Genomic DNA, 18,832 nt, shown 5'->3' on the forward strand with positions numbered 1-18,832 from the left:
GGGTAAGGGACACTACGGAGTCAGCGGCTGACCGGGTCTGCCGATCCCGACGAGCCGCCCTCATCCGTCCGGCCGATGGCGTCGAGGCCCCCCGGTCCATCGAGAGCGCCGAGCGCCAGCAACGCGGCCCCAGTCGCACCGACCTCCGGATTGGCCACCCGACGCACCGACCGTGGCGCCAGCGTCTCGTGGAACGCCCGCCGCCACCACGGCGAGGCCGCGACCGCGCCGCCGCCCAGTACGACCTCCACCGTCCGGTCCACAGTTGACTCGAGAAGCCGCAGATCGGCGGCGACCTGCTGACAAACCCCGTCCATCAGCGCGGCGAGCAGCTCCACCGCGGTCGTGTCGAAGCTGAGCCCGGCCAGCTGCCCGGAGCCCGGCGGCGCCTGCCCCGGCGGCCGGTCGCCGCCGAAGCGCGGGTCGGCCCGCACCCCCGCCCCCGGGGTCACCCGCTGCAGCGCCGCCTCGAGCTCCGGGCCGCGCGGCAGCCGCAGCTCCCGCCGCGCCCACGCGAAGAGGTTGCCGCCCGAGGAGTACGCGATGCCGGTGACGATGCGCTCATGGTCCACGCGGTAGCGCCAGAGCGTCTGCGGCAGCGGCGGCAGCGGGCGCCCGGCCGGGACGGGCTGCACCAGCCGGACCGCGGCCGAGGTGCCGACGGTGACGGCGGCGCGGGTGGCGTCCACACAGCCCGATCCGACGTTGGAGGCTGCACCGTCGCCCGTCGACGGCGCCCACGGCACGTCCCGCAGCCCCGGCCAGCGCCGGGCGTACTCGGGGCGCAACCGGCCGCGCCAGCCCGCCGGGGCCAGCGGGGGCAGCTCACGCGGCCGTACGCCGGCGAGCTCGACGGCCTCGGGGTCCCAGTCGAGGGTCGCCAGATCGAGCATGCCGGTGCCGGAGGCCTGCGAGACGGACATCGGCGCGTCGCCGAGCAGCACGGCATAGACGTACTCCAGCAACCCGACGAAGCGCACCGGGCCCGGGCCCAGCCGCTCGCGCAGCCAGCGCAGCCGCACGGTCCAGAAGAAGCGGTGCCACCAGGCGCCGGTGCGCTGGTGGAACGCGGCCGCATCGACCGGCCCGGACACGGTTTCCGGCGCGACGGCCCGGGTGTCGAGCCAGGTCATCACCGGTCCCAGCGGCGTGCCCGCGACGTCGACCGGGAGCAGCGAGTGCCACTGCCCGGTGGCCACCACCAGCGCGATGCCGTCGAGCCGGCCGGCCGCGGACAGCTCGTCCAGGCACTCGACCACCGCGGCCAGGTAGACGGCCACATCGATGGTCGCGGCGCCGTCACGGCCCTGGGTGATGACGACCTTACGGCGCGCCAGCGCCCCCGGCAGCGGGCGGGCGGCGCTGTCGAGGACCATGGCCCGCGCCGAGGAGGTCCCGAGGTCCAGGGCGAGAATGCTCATCGCCGCCACCGTACCGGTGGCGATCCAGGCCATCTCCCCGACCGCGCGCCCCGCCGTCCAGCATCTGGACGCATCCCGCGGCGCCTTGTCGCCCACGCCGCGGCGACCGTACGCTTACCGCCATGCCCGCGCGACTCAACTCCTGGTGGCCCGCCATCCCGGCGGCCCTCCTCCGCGCGTAGCTCACCCCACGCGGCCGCCCATCGAGGCGGCCGCCGCGTTTCCCCGGCGCACCGACGCCCCGACGGACGGTCACCCGGCCCGAGGAAACGAGACATGACCCTGCTGCAGCAGCTGCTCACCGCCATCGCCGCCGGCTCCGATCCCGGCCCGTTCGCCCTGCTCCGACGCGAGGGCGCCGACCAGGTGGAGGTTCTCACCGGCCCGGTGACGACCGTCGACCGGCTCGCCGACCTCCCCTTGCCCGCGGGCGCGCCGGGACCGCGCACGCTGGCGCTGGTGCCGTACCGGCAGATCGCCGAGCGCGGCTTCGCCTGCGTCGACGACGGCGCGCCGCTGGAGTGCCTGGCGGTGGCCGGGCAGGAGACGGTGCCGCTGGCGGCGGCGCTGGCGCTGCTGCCCGACGCGGCGATCGAGACCACGGGCGGCGGGTTCGACATCTCCGACGACGAGTACGCCGACATGGTGGGCCGGGTGCTGCGCGACGAGATCGGGCGCGGCGAGGGGGCGAACTTCGTCATCCACCGCACCTACACGGCCCGGCTGGCCGGCGGGCGAACGCCCCTGTCGGCGGCGCTGACCGCGCTGCGCCGGCTGCTGGTCGGCGAGCGTGGGGCGTACTGGACGTTCCTCGTGCACACCGGGGCGCGCACCCTGGTCGGCGCGAGTCCGGAACGGCACGTCAGCGTCGAGGACGGGCTGACGATGATGAACCCGATCAGCGGCACGTTCCGGCACGGGCCCGACGGGGCCGATCGCACCGCGCTGCTGCGCTTCCTCGCCGACCCGAAGGAGACCGACGAGCTGTACATGGTGCTCGACGAGGAGCTGAAGATGATGGCGACCGTCGCCGAGCACGGCGGACAGGTGATCGGCCCCTACCTGAAGGAGATGTCGCACCTCGCGCACACCGAGTACCTGCTGGCCGGGCGGGGTTCGCTCGACGTGCGGGAGGTGCTGCGCGAGACGATGTTCGCCCCGACCGTGACGGGCAGCCCGATGGAGAACGCCTGCCGGGTCATCGCGCGGCACGAGCGCCGGGGGCGCGGCTACTACGCGGCGGTGCTGGCGCTGCTCGGCCACGACGACGCGGGACGGCAGACGCTGGACGCGCCCATCCTGATCCGCACCGTCGAGCTCTCCCCGGACGGGCAGCTGCGGGTGCCGGTCGGGGCCACCCTGGTACGCCACTCGACCGCGGCCGGCGAGGTCGCCGAGACCCACACGAAGGCGGCCGGGGTGCTCGCCGCGCTCGGGCTGCGCCCACCGGCGGCGCCCCGGTCCGCCGGCACGGAGGCGGTCCGGCTCGCCGACGACCCCGAGGTGCGGGCCGCGCTGGCCGCCCGCAACGACCGGCTGGCCCGCTTCTGGCTCGAGCAGCGCTCCCCCGGCGCCGCGACCCGGGCCGGGCTCGCCGGCCGGCGGGTGCTGATCGTCGACGCGGAGGACACCTTCACCGGGATGCTCGCCCACCAGTTGCGGGCGCTGGGGCTGTCGGTGACGCTGCGGCCGTGGACGGCGCCGGGCGACGCGGACGAGTTCGCGCTGCTGGTCGCCGGGCCCGGCCCCGGCGATCCGCGCGGCGTCGACGACCCGAAGATGGCGGCGATGCGGCGGCTGATCACGGCGCGACTCGACGGGGGCGGCCCGCTGCTGGCGGTCTGCCTCGGCCACCAGCTGCTCGCCGGGCTGCTGGGGCTGCGGCTGCACCGGCGCAGCGCCCCCTACCAGGGGCTGCAGCGGGAGATCGACCTGTTCGGCGCGGCGCGCCGGGTCGGGTTCTACTCCACCTTCACCGCGCTGGCGGACGTCGACGAGCTGGCGAGCCCGTACGGTCCGGTCCGGCTGGCCCGCGACGCGGCCGACGGCGCGGTGCACGCGCTGCGGGGCGCGGGCTTCGCGGGCGTGCAGTTCCACCCGGAGTCGGTGCTGAGCCGGGACGGGCTGACGGTGCTGGGTGATCTGCTCGCCGATCTGCTCGCGCCGGCGCCGGCGCTCGGCGGCGTCACCGGCGGACACACATGATTAGTCCGGAAAATCCGGGGTAGCCAGGACGAGCCGGTGGCGCCGGGCGGGTTTGAGAGCCCCCGCCCGGTACCACCGGTCCTGGCGTCATCGCCGCCTCGCCCGGCCCACCGGGCCGGGTCGGCGCGGTCGTCGTCTCAGCCGACCGAAGCGGCCGCCGGCTGCTCCAGGGTCAGGTTGCGCCCGTTGGACGGGTCGAACAGCTGGATCTTGTCCAGGTTGAACCAGACCCGCTGCGGCTCGCCCTCCCGAACAATCGACTCCGCCGACAGCCGGGTGATCAGGTTCGAGCCCGACGACGGCAGATCGCCCGCGCCGGCGTCGGCGGCCAGCTCGTCGAGCTCGGCGGCGCTGGCCCGCTCGCCCTCCAGCGAGAAGTAGACGTACTTGTCGGAGCCCATCGACTCGACCAGATCGACCGGCGCCTCGAACTCCCCGCCGTGCTCCCGCGCCGCGTCGTCGATCAGCTCGGCGTCCTCGAAGTGCTCCGGCCGGATGCCCAGGATCAACTCCCGGGGCGCGTCGGCGCCCTCCAGCGTCCGGCGGAGGCGGTCGCCGAGCGGCAGGTCACCCAGGGCCGTGCGCAACCGGCCGCCGTCGACGGCGGCGTGCAGGAAGTTCATCGACGGCGAGCCGATGAACCCGGCGACGAAGAGGTTCTTCGGGTGGTCGTACAGCTCCTGCGGCGCGCCGACCTGCTGCACCGCCCCGCCGCGCATGATCACCACCCGGTCCCCGAGCGTCATCGCCTCGGTCTGGTCGTGGGTGACGTAGACGGTCGTGGTGCCCAGCTTCTTCTGCAGCCGCGACACGACCGTACGCATCTGCACCCGCAGCTTGGCGTCCAGGTTCGACAGCGGCTCATCCATCAGGAACGCCTTCGGGTTGCGGACGATCGCGCGCCCCATCGCGACGCGCTGTCGCTGCCCACCGGAGAGGTTCGCCGGCCTGCGGTCCAGCAGCTGCGTCAGCTCCAGCACCTTGGCCGCCTCCTCGACCTTGCGGTCGATCTCGGACCGGGACAGCTTCGCCAGCTTCAGCGGAAAGCCCATGTTCTCCCGCACGGTCATGTTCGGATACAGCGCGTACGACTGGAACACCATCGCGATGTCCCGGTCCCGCGGCGCCCGGTCGTTGACGCGCTCGCCGCCGATCCGCAGCTCCCCGGAGCTGATGTCCTCCAGCCCGGCGATCATGTTGAGCGTCGTCGACTTGCCGCAGCCGGAGGGCCCGACCAGGATCACGAACTCGCCGTCGGCGATCTCCAGGTCGACGTCGCGGACCGCGACGGTCCCGTCCGGGTACTTCTTGCTCACCTTGTCCAGCACGATGTCGGCCACGAGCTACCCACCTAACCCTTGACGGCGCCGGACGTCAGGCCCGAGACGATGCGGCGCTGGAAGAAGAGCACGAACAGGATGATCGGAATGGTGATCACCACGGCGGCCGCGGCGATCGCCCCGGTCGGGTCCTCGAACTGGGACGCGCCGGTGAAGAACGACAGCGCCACCGGCACGGTCCGGGACCGTTCCGTGGAGGTCAGCGAGATCGCGAACAGGAAGTCGTTCCAGCAGAAGATGAAGACCAGGATCGCGGTGGTGAACACCCCCGGCGCGGCCAGCGGCGCGATCACCTTCCGGAACGCCTCGGCCTGGGTGGCGCCGTCCATCTTCGCGGCCTTCTCCAGGTCCCACGGGATCTGCTTGAAGAACGCCGACAGCGTGTAGATGGCCAGCGGCAGCGCGAACGTGATGTACGGCAGGATCAGCCCCGGCCAGGTGTCGAAGAGTCCCAGCTTCCGCTCGATCTCGAACAGCGGCGAGACCAGCGACACCTGCGGGAACATCGCGATCAGCAGCGAGACACCGACCAGCAGCTTCTTGCCGGGGAAGTCCAGCCGGGCGATCGCGTACGCCGCCATCGTGCCGAGCACGACCGCGATGGCCGTGGCGATCAGCGCGATGCCGATCGAGTTGATCAGCGCCCGGACGAACTGATCCGTGGAGAAGATGGTCCGGTAGTTGTCGAGGGTCCACTCCCGCGGGATGAAATTGCCGTCGGTCAGCGTGGCGGTCGTCTTGAACGACAGCGACGCGATCCACAGCACCGGCACCAGCGCGAAGACCACCACGACGAGGTCGAGCAGGCCCCACCGCCACTTCGCCGCGGCGCCCGTGTCGAGGCTCGCCATCAACGCCTCCCCTCATCGGCGCTGCCGGGGGCAGCGGTGCCGAACAGCTTCACGAAGACGAACGCGATCACCGCGACGGCCAGGAAGATCAGCACGGACATCGTCGAACCGATGCCGAGGTTCAGCCCGCGCAGCAGGTTGTTGTAGGCGAGCATCGACACCGATGAGGTCTCGTTGGCGCCGGCGGTCAGCACGTAGATGTTGTCGAAGACCCGGAAGGCGTCGAGCGTGCGGAACAGCAGCGCCACCAGGATCGCCGGCTTCATCACCGGCAGCGTCACCTTGGTGAACCGCTGCCACGCGCTCGCCCCGTCCATCGAGGCGGCCTTGAGCAGATCCTCGGGCACCAACGCGAGGCCGGCCATCAGCAGCAGCGCCATGAACGGCGTGGTCTTCCAGATCTCGGCCAGCATGATGATCGCCAGCGCGCTGGCCTTCTCGGTCAGCGGCGCGCCGTCGCCGAAGAGCGTCGCCAGGTAGCCGGTCTGCGGCGTCCACGCGTACCGCCAGGAGAACGCGGCGACGACCGTGACGATCCCGTACGGCACCAACGCCGCGGTGCGGACGATCCCCCGCCCGACGAGGGTGCGGTGCATGACGATCGCCAGCCCCATGCCGAGCACCAGTTCCACCGCGACGGTGACGACAGTGATCAGCATCGTCACCCCGAACGCGGTCCACCAGTACTCGTTGGTGAGCACGGTGACGTAGTTCTCCAGGCCGACGAAGCGCCGCTGGTCGGGGAACTTCAGATCGAAGCGCTGCAGCGACAGCCAGACCGAGTAGAGGATCGGGTAGGCGGTCACCGCCAGCATCACGATCGCGGCGGGGGCGCAGAGCAGCCAGCCCAGCCGGCGCTCCGCCTTCTTCCCCTCGCTCAGCGGCGCCTTCCGTTTCGGCGGTTCCGCCTCGACGGGCGGGGTTTCGCGTTCAAGAACGGTCACGGCAGGACTCCCTTCGACTCCAGCGCGTCCTGGATCGCCGTGCGCAGCGTCGCCGCGGTCTGCTCCGGGTCGATCGCCGCCGGCGGCGACAGCGTCGCCGACATCACGGTGGAGAGGTTCTGGTACGCCGGGGTGAGCGGACGGATCGCCGGGTCCTTCAGCTCGGCGAGGATTTCGTCCTTCATCGGGTACGCCTTCGCCACCTCCGGGTCGGCGTAGAGGCTCTCGATGGTCGGCGGCACGCCGTCATTGATCGCCGAGAACTTCTGGTGCTCCGGGCTGCGCAGGCACAGCGCCGCGTCGAACGCCTGCTCGGGATGCTTCGAGTACGCCGAGACGGCGAGGTTGTAGCCGCCGATGGTGACCCGGCTCGGGGTGTCGGCGTCGACGCCGGGATACCGCGCCCAGCCGACCTTCTTCGCCAGCTCCGGCGCGCCCTTCTGCATCGCCGGGTAGACGAACGGCCAGTTGAGCTGGAACGCGGCGTTGCCCGACTCGAACTGCAACCGCGCGTCGTCCTCGTACGCGTTGGTGAACGACGGGTTGGTCACCCCGGCGGTGGCGAAGCGGCGCAGCAGCTCGAGCGCCCGCACGGCGTTGTCGTCGAAGACCGCCTTCCCGCCGTCGGCGCTGAGGATCGTGCCGCCGGCGCTGGCCGCCATGGTGTTGTAGAGGACCACGAGGCCCTCGTACTGGGCGCCCATCGTGATCACCTGGTACGGCTTGCCCTGCGCCTTCAGGTCCCGGGCCATGCCGATCATGTCGTCCCAGGTCTTCGGCGGTTGCTGCACCAGATCGGTGCGGTACCACAGCAGCTGGGTGTTGGTGTTCTTCGGCGCCGCGTACAGCTTGTCCTGGTAGCTCGCGGACTCCAGCGGCCCCGGCAGTGTGCCGCGCTGCGCCTCGGCCCGGCGCTGGCCGGTCCATTCCCGCAGCCACTTCGCGCTGGCGAACTCGTGCGTCCAGGTCACGTCGAGCCCCAGCACGTCCATGCCGCTGTCCTGCGCGGCGAGCCGCCGGACCATCTGTACCCGCTGGTCGTCCGCCGGACGCGGCAGCACGTGGTAGTCGATCCGGTAACGCCCGGCCGCGGCCGCGTTACAGTCGTCGACCACCTTCTGCAGGTTCTCTTCGGGCCCGTAGTACAGATTGATGGTCGGCGTGCCGCCGCCACCGCCGGAAGCGCACGCGGCCATCGGCGCCACCAGCGTGATCGCGGCGGCCGCCGCGATCACGCGTGCCCGTCGACCCCACCGGGAGCGCCCCGGCTGGAATCCGCTCATGTTTCCCCGCCTCCCTTTCCGACGCGCGCACGCGGGGGCAGGGGATGTGCCCCGTCGCACGGCGAAAAGACCCGCACTCTGGCCGTGGCGCTGCTGCGCTCGGGCGGAGGGTGCGCGTCGTGGTGGCCTTTCTTGCCCGGCGTATGCAAAGACCAAACACGATGTAACCGTGTGTCACACCACCGCGGGGCGCGGCGCGCGACGTTCGGAGGCTGGTGCGCAGGGTGCCGATCTCGGTACCGTCGATAGATACGTTGTCGCCGCCGACGCCGACACCGCCCCTGGAGGACCGGCGCGGCACGCCGCGCCCCCACCCTGCCGCTGCCCGCCCAGCGGCGCGCCGAGGAGGTGCCGTGATGCCGCAGATCGGCACGCGCACGCTGTCGTTCGAGGTTGCCGGGCTGCCGCCGCTGAAGAACGAGGGTCTGTCGATGCTCGCCGCCGGCCACCGCCAGGCCGGACGGGTGCGCGCCCTGCTCCAGGCCGCGTGCACCGCCGCCCAGCGCAGCGGCTGGACGCCGCTGGCCGAACCGGTCTCGCTGGACGTGGTGCTGCGCTGCCCGCCCGGCCACCCGTCGGGGGATGCGTCGAACTTCCTCGGCGGGATCGGCGACGTACTGCAAGATAAGAGGCGGGCGCGCGACCGCAGCCTGGCCCACCTGGGCGTGCTGGTCGACGTCGCGCTCTACACCGATGACCGTCAGATCCGGCAGATCTCCTACCGGGAGGAGGCGGCCGACGAGCCGTCATACCTGGTACGGATCGCCGCCCTGTCCGACTCGGAGTGAGCCGGCGCCCGGAGTGCACGGAGTTTGACGCGGCACCGTCTCCGGGTACGGCGGCACCCGAACGAGGGAGGCAGCCATGTCCGAGCCGCACATCACGCTGGATCCCACCGGCCTCAGTCCGGTCGAGAAGAAGCTGCGCGGTCCGCTCGAGGAGCAGCTGACGTCGGCGCTGCAAGCCGCGGCCGACCGGGTGCGCACCACGTACGGCGGCGAGCCGGTGGAGACCGTGTGCCAGCGACTGCTGGACGAGACGAAGGCGGGGCTGCATCCCGACATCGCGGCGGGCTTCGAACCGGACATGGACGAGTTCTGCCGGGTCGCCGTCGCGATCGTCCGTGGCAAGCTCGGCTAGCTCCGATCGCCGACTCCGCCGCGGTACGGCGCGCCCGCCCGCGGTGGGGCGGCGGTCGGCGATGGCAGACTCGGGCGGATGGGGTTGTTCACGCTGGCCGAGGCGCGGCGGGAGTTGGCGCGGCTGCGGCCGGTGCTCGACGAACTGGTGGCGATCCGGGCGGACGCGGCCGAGCTCGCCGCGTCCCTGACCGACGGTGGTGCGCCGACGCCGCTCGGCGGGCTACCGGAGTGGAAGGGCGCGCAGGCCCGGCTCGACGAGCTGATGACCGAGGTCCAGCAGACCGGGGCCGAGCTGCAGAGCCTGGCGCCGCTGCTCATCGACTTCCCCGCCGACATCGACGGCGCCCCGGCGCAGCTCTGCTGGCTGGAGGGTGAGCCGGAGCTGGCCTGGTACCACCGCCCCGACCTCGGGGTCGCGGGCCGTCGCCGCCTCCCCTGACCCCCACCCGCGATCGGTTGACTGTGACGCTACGTCAACTTTTACGGTGGAATCACCGACGCGATCGACGGGAGGTGGTCGGGGATGGAGTGGTCGATCCAGGAGCTCGCCAGAGCGGCCGGGACAACGAGCCGGACGCTGCGCCACTACGGGCAGCTCGGGCTGCTCCCGCCCACCCGGATCGGGCGCAACGGCTACCGCTACTACGACCGGGAGTCCCTGCTCCGTCTGCAGCGGATCCTGCTGCTGCGCGAGCTCGGCCTGGGCCTGCCGGCCATTGCCGAGGTGCTCGACGGGCAGCGGGACACCGCCGTGGCGCTCCGGACGCATGTGCGGCTGCTGGAGCAGGAACGCCAGCGGCTCGCCCGGCAGATCGAGTCGGTCACCACGACACTGCGCAGAATGGAGGGAGGTGAGCAACTCATGGCGGAGGAGATGTTCGACGGCTTCGACCACACCCGGTACGCGGGGGAAGTGACGCAGCGGTGGGGTCGGGACGCCTGGGAGAAGGGCGACCGCTGGTGGCGCTCGCTGAGCGACGCCGAGAAGAAGGCGTTCCAGCAGCAGCAACTCGACATCGCCGCGGACTACGGCCGGGCCTGCCTGGCCGGCCGGTCGCCGGAGAGCGACGAGGTCCAGGCGATCACGCGTCGGCACGTCGCGTGGTTGTCGAGCACGACCACCCCGACGAAGGGGTACCTGGTCGGGCTGGGCGAGATGTACGTGGCGGATCCGCGCTTCACCGCGAACTACGATCGCCACGGCGCTGGCACCGCGGTGCTGGTCCGCGACGCGATGAAGGTGTACGCGGAGCGCCACCTGCGCGACTAGCCGGTTCGAGGTGGACGGGGCTGCAGACCCGTCCGCCGACCGTCACGGCGAGCGGCGAGCGGCGATGCCTCACATCCGGCGGGTGCCCGCCGATCAGGTGGTCATCGGACGGCCGCGGCGGGTGAGAGGTGGAGCGGGTGGCGCACAGGTCTGGGCTCGCCGGCCCGCACGCACGGCGCGGGCGGGCCGCCCTCGCCGCCTCGGTCGTGGCCGCGTTGATCGCCTCGCCCGCTCCGGTGGCCGCCGAGGAGACCGACGCCGAGCCACCCGCCGTCTCGATCATCAGCCCGGCGGCCAACCTTCGGGTACGCGGCGTCGTGAACGTCCGCGCGGCGGCCACCGACAACGTCGGCGTCACCCGGGTCGACGTCTACGCCGCCGGCGTGCTGGCCGGCACGCGCTCCGCCGAGCCGTGGACGGTGCCGGTCGACACCACGGGCCGCAACGGCAGCGTCCCGATCAGGGTGGAGGCGTTCGACGCGGCGGGCAACTCCGCGGCAGCGACCGTGAGCGTCATCGCGGACCACGCCGGTCCGATCGTCGACTTCGTGGCACCCGACTCCAAGGCGGCGCTGACCGGCTTCGTGAACAGCGTGGTCCAGCCGACCGATCCGGCCGGGGTCGCCGTCGCCGAGCTGTACGTGTCGGGCCAGCTGGTGGTCCGGCGCACCCGGTGGCCGTGGACCGGTTTCGTGTACCTGGCCGGCCACACCGGCGCCGTCCAGCTGCAGTGGCAGCTCACGGACAGGCTGGGCAACCGGACCGTGGTGTCCCGGACGGTGTACGCCGACCACGTCGCGCCGACGGTGCGGGTGACGAAGGGCCCGAGACACACGGCGCAGGTGCGCGGCACGATCCCGATCGTCGCGACGGCGAGCGACGCCCGCGGGATCCGGCTGGTCGAGCTGGTCGTCAACCGGGTGACGGTGAAGATCGACACGAACGCGCCGCACGGGTTCCGCCTGGACACCACGAGGTACAACGGCCGGTTCACCTGGCGGATCCGCGTCACCGACCGCGCCGGCAACGTGACGATCACCCCGGAGCGGATCGCGTACGCCGCGAAGTGGCGGCGCTAGCCGCGACGGACGTCGACGGCGACCACGTGCAGGCCGTCGGGGCGGATCATCTCGCCGATCCGGATCGGCATCACCTGATCACCTCCGGGCGCGACCTGGATCCCGAAGCCGTAGGTCAGATACCCCTCGTAGTCGCCGGCCTGCCCGTAGCTGCGCAGCGTCGGGAAGCCCAGCTGCCGGTTCGGCGCCCGCTCGATCGACGAGCGGCCGTTGCCGTCGTGGGCCTGCGCCGGCGTGAACCGCAGCCGCAGGAAGCTGTTGCCGGTCAACTCCACGGGCCGTCCGCTGCCGTCGTGCGTCACCCGCGGCACGTACTGGAACTCGTAGCCGGGGAACGCGCCGCGGAAGTAGAACGAGAAGCGGCTGTAACCGGGCTCGCCTTCGGGATGATCGGCGGCGTTCATCTCGACCAGGTACGGCAGGGCGGGCGCCGGCGGCGGCGCGATGGGCGGACGCACCGCGTGCGCGACGCGCGCCGGTGCGGAGGGGATCGCCCAGCCGTACCGGACGCGGTAGGGCGAGCCGGTCGGTGCCGGCTTGCCGACGGTCGGCGCCGGCCTGCGGACGGTGGGCGATGTCGTGACCGGGCGGGCCTTCGGCGACGGCGCGGCCGCCGCCGAGGTCCCGGGCGTGGTGGTCTCGGGCGTGCGCGGGGGCGCGGCGTCCGGCGATCGGTAGCATCCGGCCGCGAGCAGCAGCAACGCGAACATCAACGGTGGTACGCGGGAGCGTGTCATACCGAGTGGACGCGCCAGCCGGAGCGCCGGTTCACGCCGTCGGACAGATCGGCACGGAGCCCGGCTCTGACGCGCGCGCTGTGGGTGCATCTGTTGTCGCCGGCGCGGCAACAGATGCACCCACCGTCGTTCAGCCGACCCGACAGCTGACCGTCGGCCAGGTGCGGTTGCCGTTGTGCTGGATCGTCACGCCCCAGTTGTTGCCACTGCCGTTGGGCCGGGCGGTCATCACGTTGCCGGTGGAGTTCCAGCTCGTGCTGACGTTCCAGGTCGCGATGACCTTCGCCGGGGACGGGATCGTCATCGTCACGACCCAGTTGGTCGCCCCGGAGACCGACACGTTGAGGTTGTACCGGTCGCTCCAGCTCTGACCCGCCGACAGCGTCGCCGTACAGCTACCGCCGCCCGGCGGCGGCGGGTTGGGGCTGCCGCCGTCGGGCGCGACGGCCCGGCCGGTGCTCGGCGAGATCATGCCGGCGCACAGGTTCCGGCTGGCCAGGTTGGCGGCGATCTGCGGGACCGCCTGGAGCGTGGTCTGGTACTGGTCGTGCATCAGGATGATCTGCCCGTTCTGCAGCGTGCTGGCCTTCTGCACGATCTGCGCCGTGGTGGCGCCGTTCCAGTCGCCGGAGTCGACGTCCCACGTGACGGTCCGCAGGCCGAGCCCGGACGCCACCGACTGCAGCGTCGAGTTGGTCTCCCCGTAGGGCGGCCGGAACAGCTTCGGCGCGGGGGCGCCGCCGGCCTGAATGGCGCTCTGGGTCTGGGACAGCTCGGACTGCATCTGGGCCTGGCTCAGGCTCGTCATGTGCGGATGGGTGTAGCTGTGGTTCTCGACCCACATGCCGGCGTCGACCTGCGCCCGGACCAACGACGGGTTGTTCCGGGCGTTCTGGCCGACGTTGAACATCGTGGCCCGCAGGCCGTTCTGCCGGAGGGCGTTGAGCAGGTTGGCGGTGTTGCCGGGGTTGGGGCCGTCGTCGTAGGTCAGCGCGACGTACCCGTTGCAGGCGGCGGCGGCCTCGGACGTCGTGGCGATGGCGGTGGTCGCGACGAGCGTCAACGCGGCGGCGACCACTCCGGTGACCAGGGTGCGCCGGTTGCGGTTGCCGTGGTCGGCAGATCTGGTCGATCTCATCTGTGCGTCCTTTCTCCCGTCCCGCCCCGTGGGCACCTCGACGGTGGCAGCCGAGCTCCGCAGCGGCGTCGCCGTTCCGCGGCACTTCCGGAGCGAGACGCATTCGCGGGTATCGATGCGCGGGCCCGGACCGCTCGTTGACCACGACGCGCGGACATTGAAATATTCCGAAGTATGTTACGGATCGTTTCGGAGCACAAGACGTTGTTGTTAACCACCGGAAGAGCGCGCGTGGCGGGTGCGATCAGGGAGACCCGCCGCGCACCAGAAGATCGCTCGGTTCCGAAAAGCTTCCGGTAGATCCGGGCGCGCCGCAGCCCCGGCACAACCGTCGACGTCGAGTGAGCGGAGGCGCGGCGTGGGGCGCGCCCGGCGTGGGGCGCGACCCCTCAGCGGCGGACGGTGAGGATCAGGTCGGCGACCAGGGCCGTCCAGCCGGTCTGGTGCCAGGCCCCGAGGCCCGCGCCGTTGTCGCCGTGGAAGTACTCCGGGAAGGCGATCAGGTCCCGCCAGTCCGGATGCGTCTGGAACAGCTCGCACGCGCCGTAGATCGGTCGTCGCCCCCACTCGTCGCGCAGGAAGAGCGCGATCAGCCGCCGCGACAGGTCGTCGGCGACCTCGCCGAGGGTGCGCTTCACCCCCGACCGGGTCGGGTACTCGACCAGCAGGTCGTCGCCGAAGAAGCCGGCGAAGTCCCGCAGCGCCGAGATGAGCAGGAAGTTCGTCGGCATCCAGATCGGGCCGCGCCAGTTGGAGTTGCCGCCGAACAGCCCGCTGGTCGACTCGGCCGGCTCGTAGCCGACCGTGAAGTCCTGGCCGCCCAGCGACACGGTGAACGGCTTGTCCAGGTGGCTGCGGGACAGCGTGCGCAGCCCGTACGGGGAGAGGAACTCCTCCTCATCGAGCATCCGGGCGAGGATCCGCACCAACTGGTCGGGGCCGACCATGGAGAGCAGCCGCCGCTGCCGCCCGTCCGGGGCGAGCCGGCGCGCGCCGATCACCTCGGCGTACTCCGGGCGGTTGGTGAGGAACCAGCGCAGCCGCGCGCCGATCTCCGGCAGCCGGGCCAGCGTCGCGGAGCTGAGCGTGGTGGTGGCGGCCAGCGGAACCAGGCCGACGACGGAGCGCACCCGCAGCGGCACCTTGGTGCCGTCGGGCAGCCGCAGCACGTCGTAGAAGAACGAGTCGTCGTCGTCCCAGAGCCCCTGCTGGTACGCGCCGGCCGCGATGTAGGCGAAGTGCTCGAAGAACTTGGTGGCGATGTCGGCGTACGTCGGGTCGCGCACGGCCAGCTTCAACGCCATGTCGAGCAGGTTCAGCGCGTACATCGCCATCCAGCCGGTGCCGTCGGACTGCTCCAGCACCCCGGCGACGGGCAGCGCGGCGGAGCGGTCGAACGGGCCGACGTTGTCCAGCCCCAGGAACCCGCCCTCGAAGACGTTGTTGCCGCCGACGTCCTTGCGGTTGACCCACCAGGTGAAGTTCAGCAGCAGCTTATGCATCACCCGGGCCAGGAAGCCGTAGTCGCGGCTGCCGTCGATCTCGAAGACCTTCAGCGCCGCCCAGGCGTGCACCGGCGGGTTGACGTCGCCGAACGCCCACTCGTACGCCGGGATCTGGCCGTTGGGGTGCAGGTACCACTCGCGCAGCAGCAACAGCAGCTGCTCCTTGGCGAAGCCGGGGTCGACGCGGGCGATGGTGACGCAGTGGAACGCCAGGTCCCAGGCGGCGTACCAGGGGTACTCCCACGGGTCCGGCATGGAGATCACGTCGAAGCTGTTCATGTGCGGCCAGGCGCTGTTGCGGCCGTAGCGCCGGCCGGGCGGCGGCGCGGAGCCGGGGTCGCCGCTGAGCCACTGCGCGACGTCGAAGTGGTAGAACTGCTTGCCCCACATCAGCCCCGCGATCGCCTGCCGCAGCACCGCGGCCTCGTCGGCCGACGCCCCCGCCGGCGCCAGGTCGGCGAAGAACCCGTCGGCCTCGGCGCGCCGCGCCGCCACCGTGGCGGCGTGGTCGGCGCCGAGGTCGAGTCGCGGCGCCGGGACGCCGCCGGGCGGCGGCGTGGTCAGCGCGAGCCGCAGCCGGATCCGGGCCTCGCCGCGCGCGGGCACGTCGAGCACGTAGTGCAGCGACCCCTTGGTCCCGACGCGGTCCGGGTTGATCGTGTCGGCGCCGGCCACGACGTGGTCGTTGATGCCGTCCTTCGGGTACGGGGTGCGGTTGGGCAGCCCCCACAGCCGCTCGGCGTTGGAGTCGTTGTCGCAGAGCAGCGGCGTCGGCGCCCCGTCGCCCTGCAGCACGAGCTGGCCGAGGCCGGCGTGCTCGCCGATCAGCCGGTCACCGTCGCCGGTGATGGTCGGCACGTGATCGCGGCCGGGCAGCCGCCACGCCCAGGTGTTGCGGAACCACAGCGTGGGCAGCACGTGCAGCCGGGCCGGCTGGTCGCCGCGGTTGGCCACCGTGATCACCATGCACAGGTCGGTGGGGCCGGCCTTGGCGTAGTCCACGGTGACCGCCCAGTAGCGGTCGTCGTCGAAGACGCCGGTGTCGACCAGCTCGTACTCGGTCTCGTCCCGGCCCCGCTCGGCGTTGACCCGCACCAGCTCGTCGTACGGGAACCGGGCCTGCGGGTAGTGGTAGCGCCAGCGCATCCAGGAATGGGTCGGGGTCGAGTCCTGGTACCACCAGTACTCCTTGACGTCCTCGCCGTGGTTGCCGCCGTCGCCGCCGAGCCCGAACATCCGCTCCTTGAGGATCGGGTCCTCGCCGTTCCACAACGCGAGCGCGAAGCAGAACGTCTGCCGGTCGTCGCAGACGCCGGCCATGCCGTCCTCGTTCCAGCGGTAGGCGCGGGACCGGGCGTGGTCGTGCGGGAAGTAGTCCCAGGCCGTACCGTGCTCGCTGTAGTCCTCGCGCACGGTGCCCCAGGCGCGCTCGGACAGGTAGGGCCCCCACGCCCGCCAGGGCTGCTCCCCCGCGTCGGCCTGCGCCAGGCGGGTCCGCTCCGCGACGCTCCCTGCACTCCCGGAAACCGGCACCTCGGTGATCACCTCCGTATCCTCAATCTTCCAGACGAACTTGACCACACGGGTCATTGTTCCGGTGGCGTGTTACACGCGCTTATCCCGGTCGGCGATGGGGGGACCATTGATCGAGATCGGTTTCGGGCCGCAGGTCTGCGGCGATCTGGCGGCCGGCGCGACCCGCGAGTGGCTGGTCACCGACGGGCTCGGCGGCTACGCCACGGGCACGGTGAGCGGGCTGCGCACCCGTCGCTACCACGGGCTGCTGGTGGTCGCCGGGCCGACGCCCGCGACGCGGCGGGTCGCGCTGGCCAGCCTGGACCCCGCGGTGATCCTGCCATCGGGGGCGCAGGTGCGGCTCGGCACCCACGAGTGGGCCTCGGGCGCGGTGGACCCGACCGGGTTCGAGCTGCTGGAGCGCTTCGACCTCGTCGACGGGGTGCCGCGGTGGCGGTGGCGGATCGGCGACGTGGTCATCGAGCGCGAGCTGGCGATGGCGTACGGCAGCCCGTGCGTCGGCGTGGTGCACCGGCTGATCTCGGGTGGCCCCGTGGAGCTGACCCTGGCGGCGGCCTGCACGTGGCGCGACGCGCACGCCGAGCGCTACGCCGACGCGCCGCCGCCGCGGATGGAGGCGGTCGAGGACGGGGCGGTGATCGAGGCGGCGTACCGGATCGCCGGGCCGGGCTGGGAGCCGGCCGGGCAGTGGTGGCACGGCGCGCACCACCGCGAGGAGGCCGAACGCGGCCTGCAGGCGACCGAGGATCTCTGGTACGCGGGCGGGTTCACCGGGCGGCTGGAACGTCCCGGCGACGTGGTCGAGGTGTCGGCGTGGGCGGGCGAGCTGGCCGAGCGGCCGGCGCCGGCGGTGGAGCTGGTCTCCGCGGCGCGGGAGCGCAGCCGTGCGGTGGTGGCCGCGGCGAAGCCGGTCGACGCGGTCGACGCGACGCTGGCGCACGCGGCCGACGCGTTCATCGTCGACAGCGGCGCGGGCCCGGACGTGGTGGCGGGCTATCCGTGGTTCGGGGTGTGGTCGCGGGACACCATGATCGCCTACGAGGGGCTGCTGCTCGGCACGGGCCGCGCCGAGGCCGGCCGCGAGCTGCTGCGCCGGTACGCGGCGACGCTGTCGGAGGGGATGCTGGCCAACACCGCCGACACCGGCACCGTCGAGTACAACACCGTGGACGCGACGCTGTGGTTCCTGCACGCGGTGGACCGGCACGTGGCCGCCACCGGCGACACCGACCTGGCCGCCGAGCTGCTGCCGGCGCTGCGCGACGTGGTCGCCGCGCACCTGGCCGGCACCCGGTACGGCATCCGGGTCGACCCGGCCGACGGGCTGCTCACCCAGGGCGCGCCGGGAACCGCGCTGACCTGGATGGACGCCCGGGTGTACGGGGTGCCGATCACCCCGCGGGAGGGCAAGCCTGTCGAGATCAACGCGCTCTGGGTCAACGGGCTGGCCGCGGTGACCGAACTCGCCCAACTGGTCGGCGCCGACCCGGGTCCGGCGGCGACCGCGCACGGGCGCGCGTACGAGGGGTTCCGCAACCGCTTCCCCGCCCCGGGCGGCTGGCTCTACGACGTGGTGGACGCGCCGGCGCACTATCCGCTCGGCGGGGACCCCAACGTCGACGACGACGCGTTCCGGCCCAACCAGCTGCTGGCGTGGTCGCTGCCGTACGCGCCGTTGGAGCCGGAGCCCGGGCCGCTGCGCGCGGTGGCGGCGGCGCTGCTGACCCCGCTCGGGCTGCGCAGCCTCGCCCCCGGCTCCCCCGGCTACTGCGACCGGCACCGCGGCGGGCCGGCGCAGCGCGACGGCGCCTACCACCAGGGCACGGTGTGGCCGTGGCTGATCGGCCCGTACGCCACGGCGTGCGCCCGGGCGTCCGTCGATGTTCATGCCATCTTCACCGGACTCGAGTCTCATTTGACCGAATTTGGCTTAGGCTCCGTCAGTGAGACGGCGGACGCGCGGCCGCCGCACCTCGCCACCGGCTGCCCGTTCCAGGCCTGGTCCGTGGCCGAGTTGCTGCGCGCCCGACGGCTCGTCCGATAAGCGGTTACACGTTCGCAATCCGGGTGTCTTCGCTGGTTATCGCGGCTTCGGCACGATGGGCCGCAACCCAGCGACGCGTCGGCACCGCCCGCCCGGTGTCGATGGCGCGCGCCCGGGTTGGCTGACGACGAAGGGGGGCCGTGCCGATGGCACCGAACGCCGAAGTGATCGACATCCGGATGCCGCGACCGCAGCGGGTGCTCATGCTCTCCTGGGAATATCCGCCCGTGGTGGTCGGCGGGCTCGGCCGCCACGTGCACGCGCTGTCGGTCGCGCTGGCCGCCGCCGGCCACGAGGTCACCGTCGTCACCCGGCACGCCGAGGGCGCGCCGCTGGA

Annotated in this window: 16 protein-coding genes; 8 read left to right on the forward strand and 8 right to left on the reverse strand. The window is 72.4% G+C overall.

What is annotated here, in order from left to right; translation table 11 throughout:
- Nucleotides 1-20: 20 nt before the first annotated feature.
- Nucleotides 21-1,421: an FGGY family carbohydrate kinase gene (locus BLW47_RS18705; protein WP_091559402.1), complete on the reverse strand. Its 1,401-nt coding sequence runs from the start codon at nucleotides 1,419-1,421 to the stop codon at nucleotides 21-23.
- 276 nt (nucleotides 1,422-1,697) lie between these two features.
- Here BLW47_RS18705 and BLW47_RS18710 point away from each other — a divergent pair, with 276 nt between their 5' ends.
- Complete coding sequence (locus BLW47_RS18710) at nucleotides 1,698-3,626, forward strand: chorismate-binding protein (protein WP_091559282.1); 1,929 nt, start codon at nucleotides 1,698-1,700, stop codon at nucleotides 3,624-3,626.
- Nucleotides 3,627-3,763: 137 nt separating this feature from the next.
- Here the strand turns inward: BLW47_RS18710 and BLW47_RS18715 are convergent, their stop codons facing one another.
- Genes BLW47_RS18715 through BLW47_RS18730 form a run of 4 tightly spaced genes read right to left on the reverse strand, consistent with a single transcriptional unit; the run spans nucleotide 3,764 to nucleotide 8,044 of the window.
- Entirely contained in the window at nucleotides 3,764-4,966 is a 1,203-nt protein-coding gene (locus tag BLW47_RS18715) for an ABC transporter ATP-binding protein (protein WP_091559286.1), read from the reverse strand.
- Nucleotides 4,967-4,977: 11 nt separating this feature from the next.
- Nucleotides 4,978-5,817, reverse strand: a complete 840-nt coding sequence (locus BLW47_RS18720; protein ID WP_091559291.1) for a carbohydrate ABC transporter permease — start codon at nucleotides 5,815-5,817, stop codon at nucleotides 4,978-4,980.
- On the reverse strand, nucleotides 5,817-6,761 hold the full coding sequence (locus BLW47_RS18725; protein WP_091559294.1) for a carbohydrate ABC transporter permease: 945 nt from the start codon (nucleotides 6,759-6,761) through the stop codon (nucleotides 5,817-5,819). The genes BLW47_RS18720 and BLW47_RS18725 overlap by 1 nt, the downstream gene beginning before the upstream one ends.
- A complete protein-coding gene (locus BLW47_RS18730) occupies nucleotides 6,758-8,044 on the reverse strand; it encodes an ABC transporter substrate-binding protein (RefSeq protein WP_091559298.1) in 1,287 nt (428 codons plus the stop codon). The genes BLW47_RS18725 and BLW47_RS18730 overlap by 4 nt, the downstream gene beginning before the upstream one ends.
- Before the next feature lie 356 nt (nucleotides 8,045-8,400).
- Here BLW47_RS18730 and BLW47_RS18735 point away from each other — a divergent pair, with 356 nt between their 5' ends.
- The 5 genes from BLW47_RS18735 (at nucleotide 8,401) to BLW47_RS18755 (ending at nucleotide 11,535) form a co-directional block, all read left to right on the forward strand.
- Entirely contained in the window at nucleotides 8,401-8,832 is a 432-nt protein-coding gene (locus tag BLW47_RS18735) for a RusA family crossover junction endodeoxyribonuclease (protein WP_091559301.1), read from the forward strand.
- A 76-nt stretch (nucleotides 8,833-8,908) separates the two neighbouring features.
- Nucleotides 8,909-9,184 (forward strand): hypothetical protein, encoded by a 276-nt coding sequence (locus BLW47_RS18740; RefSeq protein ID WP_091559305.1) that lies wholly within the window; start codon nucleotides 8,909-8,911, stop codon nucleotides 9,182-9,184.
- A gap of 78 nt (nucleotides 9,185-9,262) precedes the next feature.
- Nucleotides 9,263-9,625 (forward strand): DUF2203 domain-containing protein, encoded by a 363-nt coding sequence (locus BLW47_RS18745; protein WP_091559308.1) that lies wholly within the window; start codon nucleotides 9,263-9,265, stop codon nucleotides 9,623-9,625.
- Between the two features lie 84 nt (nucleotides 9,626-9,709).
- Complete coding sequence (locus tag BLW47_RS18750) at nucleotides 9,710-10,456, forward strand: MerR family transcriptional regulator (protein ID WP_091559312.1); 747 nt, start codon at nucleotides 9,710-9,712, stop codon at nucleotides 10,454-10,456.
- Between the two features lie 137 nt (nucleotides 10,457-10,593).
- A complete protein-coding gene (locus BLW47_RS18755) occupies nucleotides 10,594-11,535 on the forward strand; it encodes an Ig-like domain-containing protein (RefSeq protein ID WP_175543703.1) in 942 nt (313 codons plus the stop codon).
- On the opposite strand, the gene BLW47_RS18760 is transcribed toward BLW47_RS18755, so the two are convergent.
- From BLW47_RS18760 to BLW47_RS18770, 3 genes are all read right to left on the reverse strand, one after another.
- Nucleotides 11,532-12,245: an AMIN-like domain-containing (lipo)protein gene (locus BLW47_RS18760; RefSeq protein ID WP_091559318.1), complete on the reverse strand. Its 714-nt coding sequence runs from the start codon at nucleotides 12,243-12,245 to the stop codon at nucleotides 11,532-11,534. The genes BLW47_RS18755 and BLW47_RS18760 overlap by 4 nt on opposite strands.
- Nucleotides 12,246-12,402: 157 nt before the next feature.
- Nucleotides 12,403-13,410 (reverse strand): polysaccharide deacetylase family protein, encoded by a 1,008-nt coding sequence (locus BLW47_RS18765; RefSeq protein WP_091559322.1) that lies wholly within the window; start codon nucleotides 13,408-13,410, stop codon nucleotides 12,403-12,405.
- Nucleotides 13,411-13,799: 389 nt separating this feature from the next.
- The gene (locus tag BLW47_RS18770; protein WP_091559326.1) at nucleotides 13,800-16,505 is read right to left on the reverse strand and encodes an MGH1-like glycoside hydrolase domain-containing protein; all 2,706 of its coding nucleotides are present in this window, start codon (nucleotides 16,503-16,505) and stop codon (nucleotides 13,800-13,802) included.
- Nucleotides 16,506-16,557: 52 nt separating this feature from the next.
- Between BLW47_RS18770 and BLW47_RS18775 the strand changes: the two genes are divergently transcribed.
- Together BLW47_RS18775 and BLW47_RS18780 are read left to right on the forward strand one after the other, a co-directional pair.
- Nucleotides 16,558-18,495, forward strand: a complete 1,938-nt coding sequence (locus tag BLW47_RS18775) for an amylo-alpha-1,6-glucosidase (protein ID WP_091559328.1) — start codon at nucleotides 16,558-16,560, stop codon at nucleotides 18,493-18,495.
- A gap of 146 nt (nucleotides 18,496-18,641) precedes the next feature.
- On the forward strand, nucleotides 18,642-18,832 hold a 191-nt coding region (locus tag BLW47_RS18780; protein WP_139307367.1), incomplete at its 3' end, for a glycogen/starch synthase.

Source organism: Micromonospora pattaloongensis (assembly GCF_900107255.1).
Taxonomy (GTDB): Bacteria; Actinomycetota; Actinomycetes; order Mycobacteriales; family Micromonosporaceae; genus Micromonospora_I; species Micromonospora_I pattaloongensis.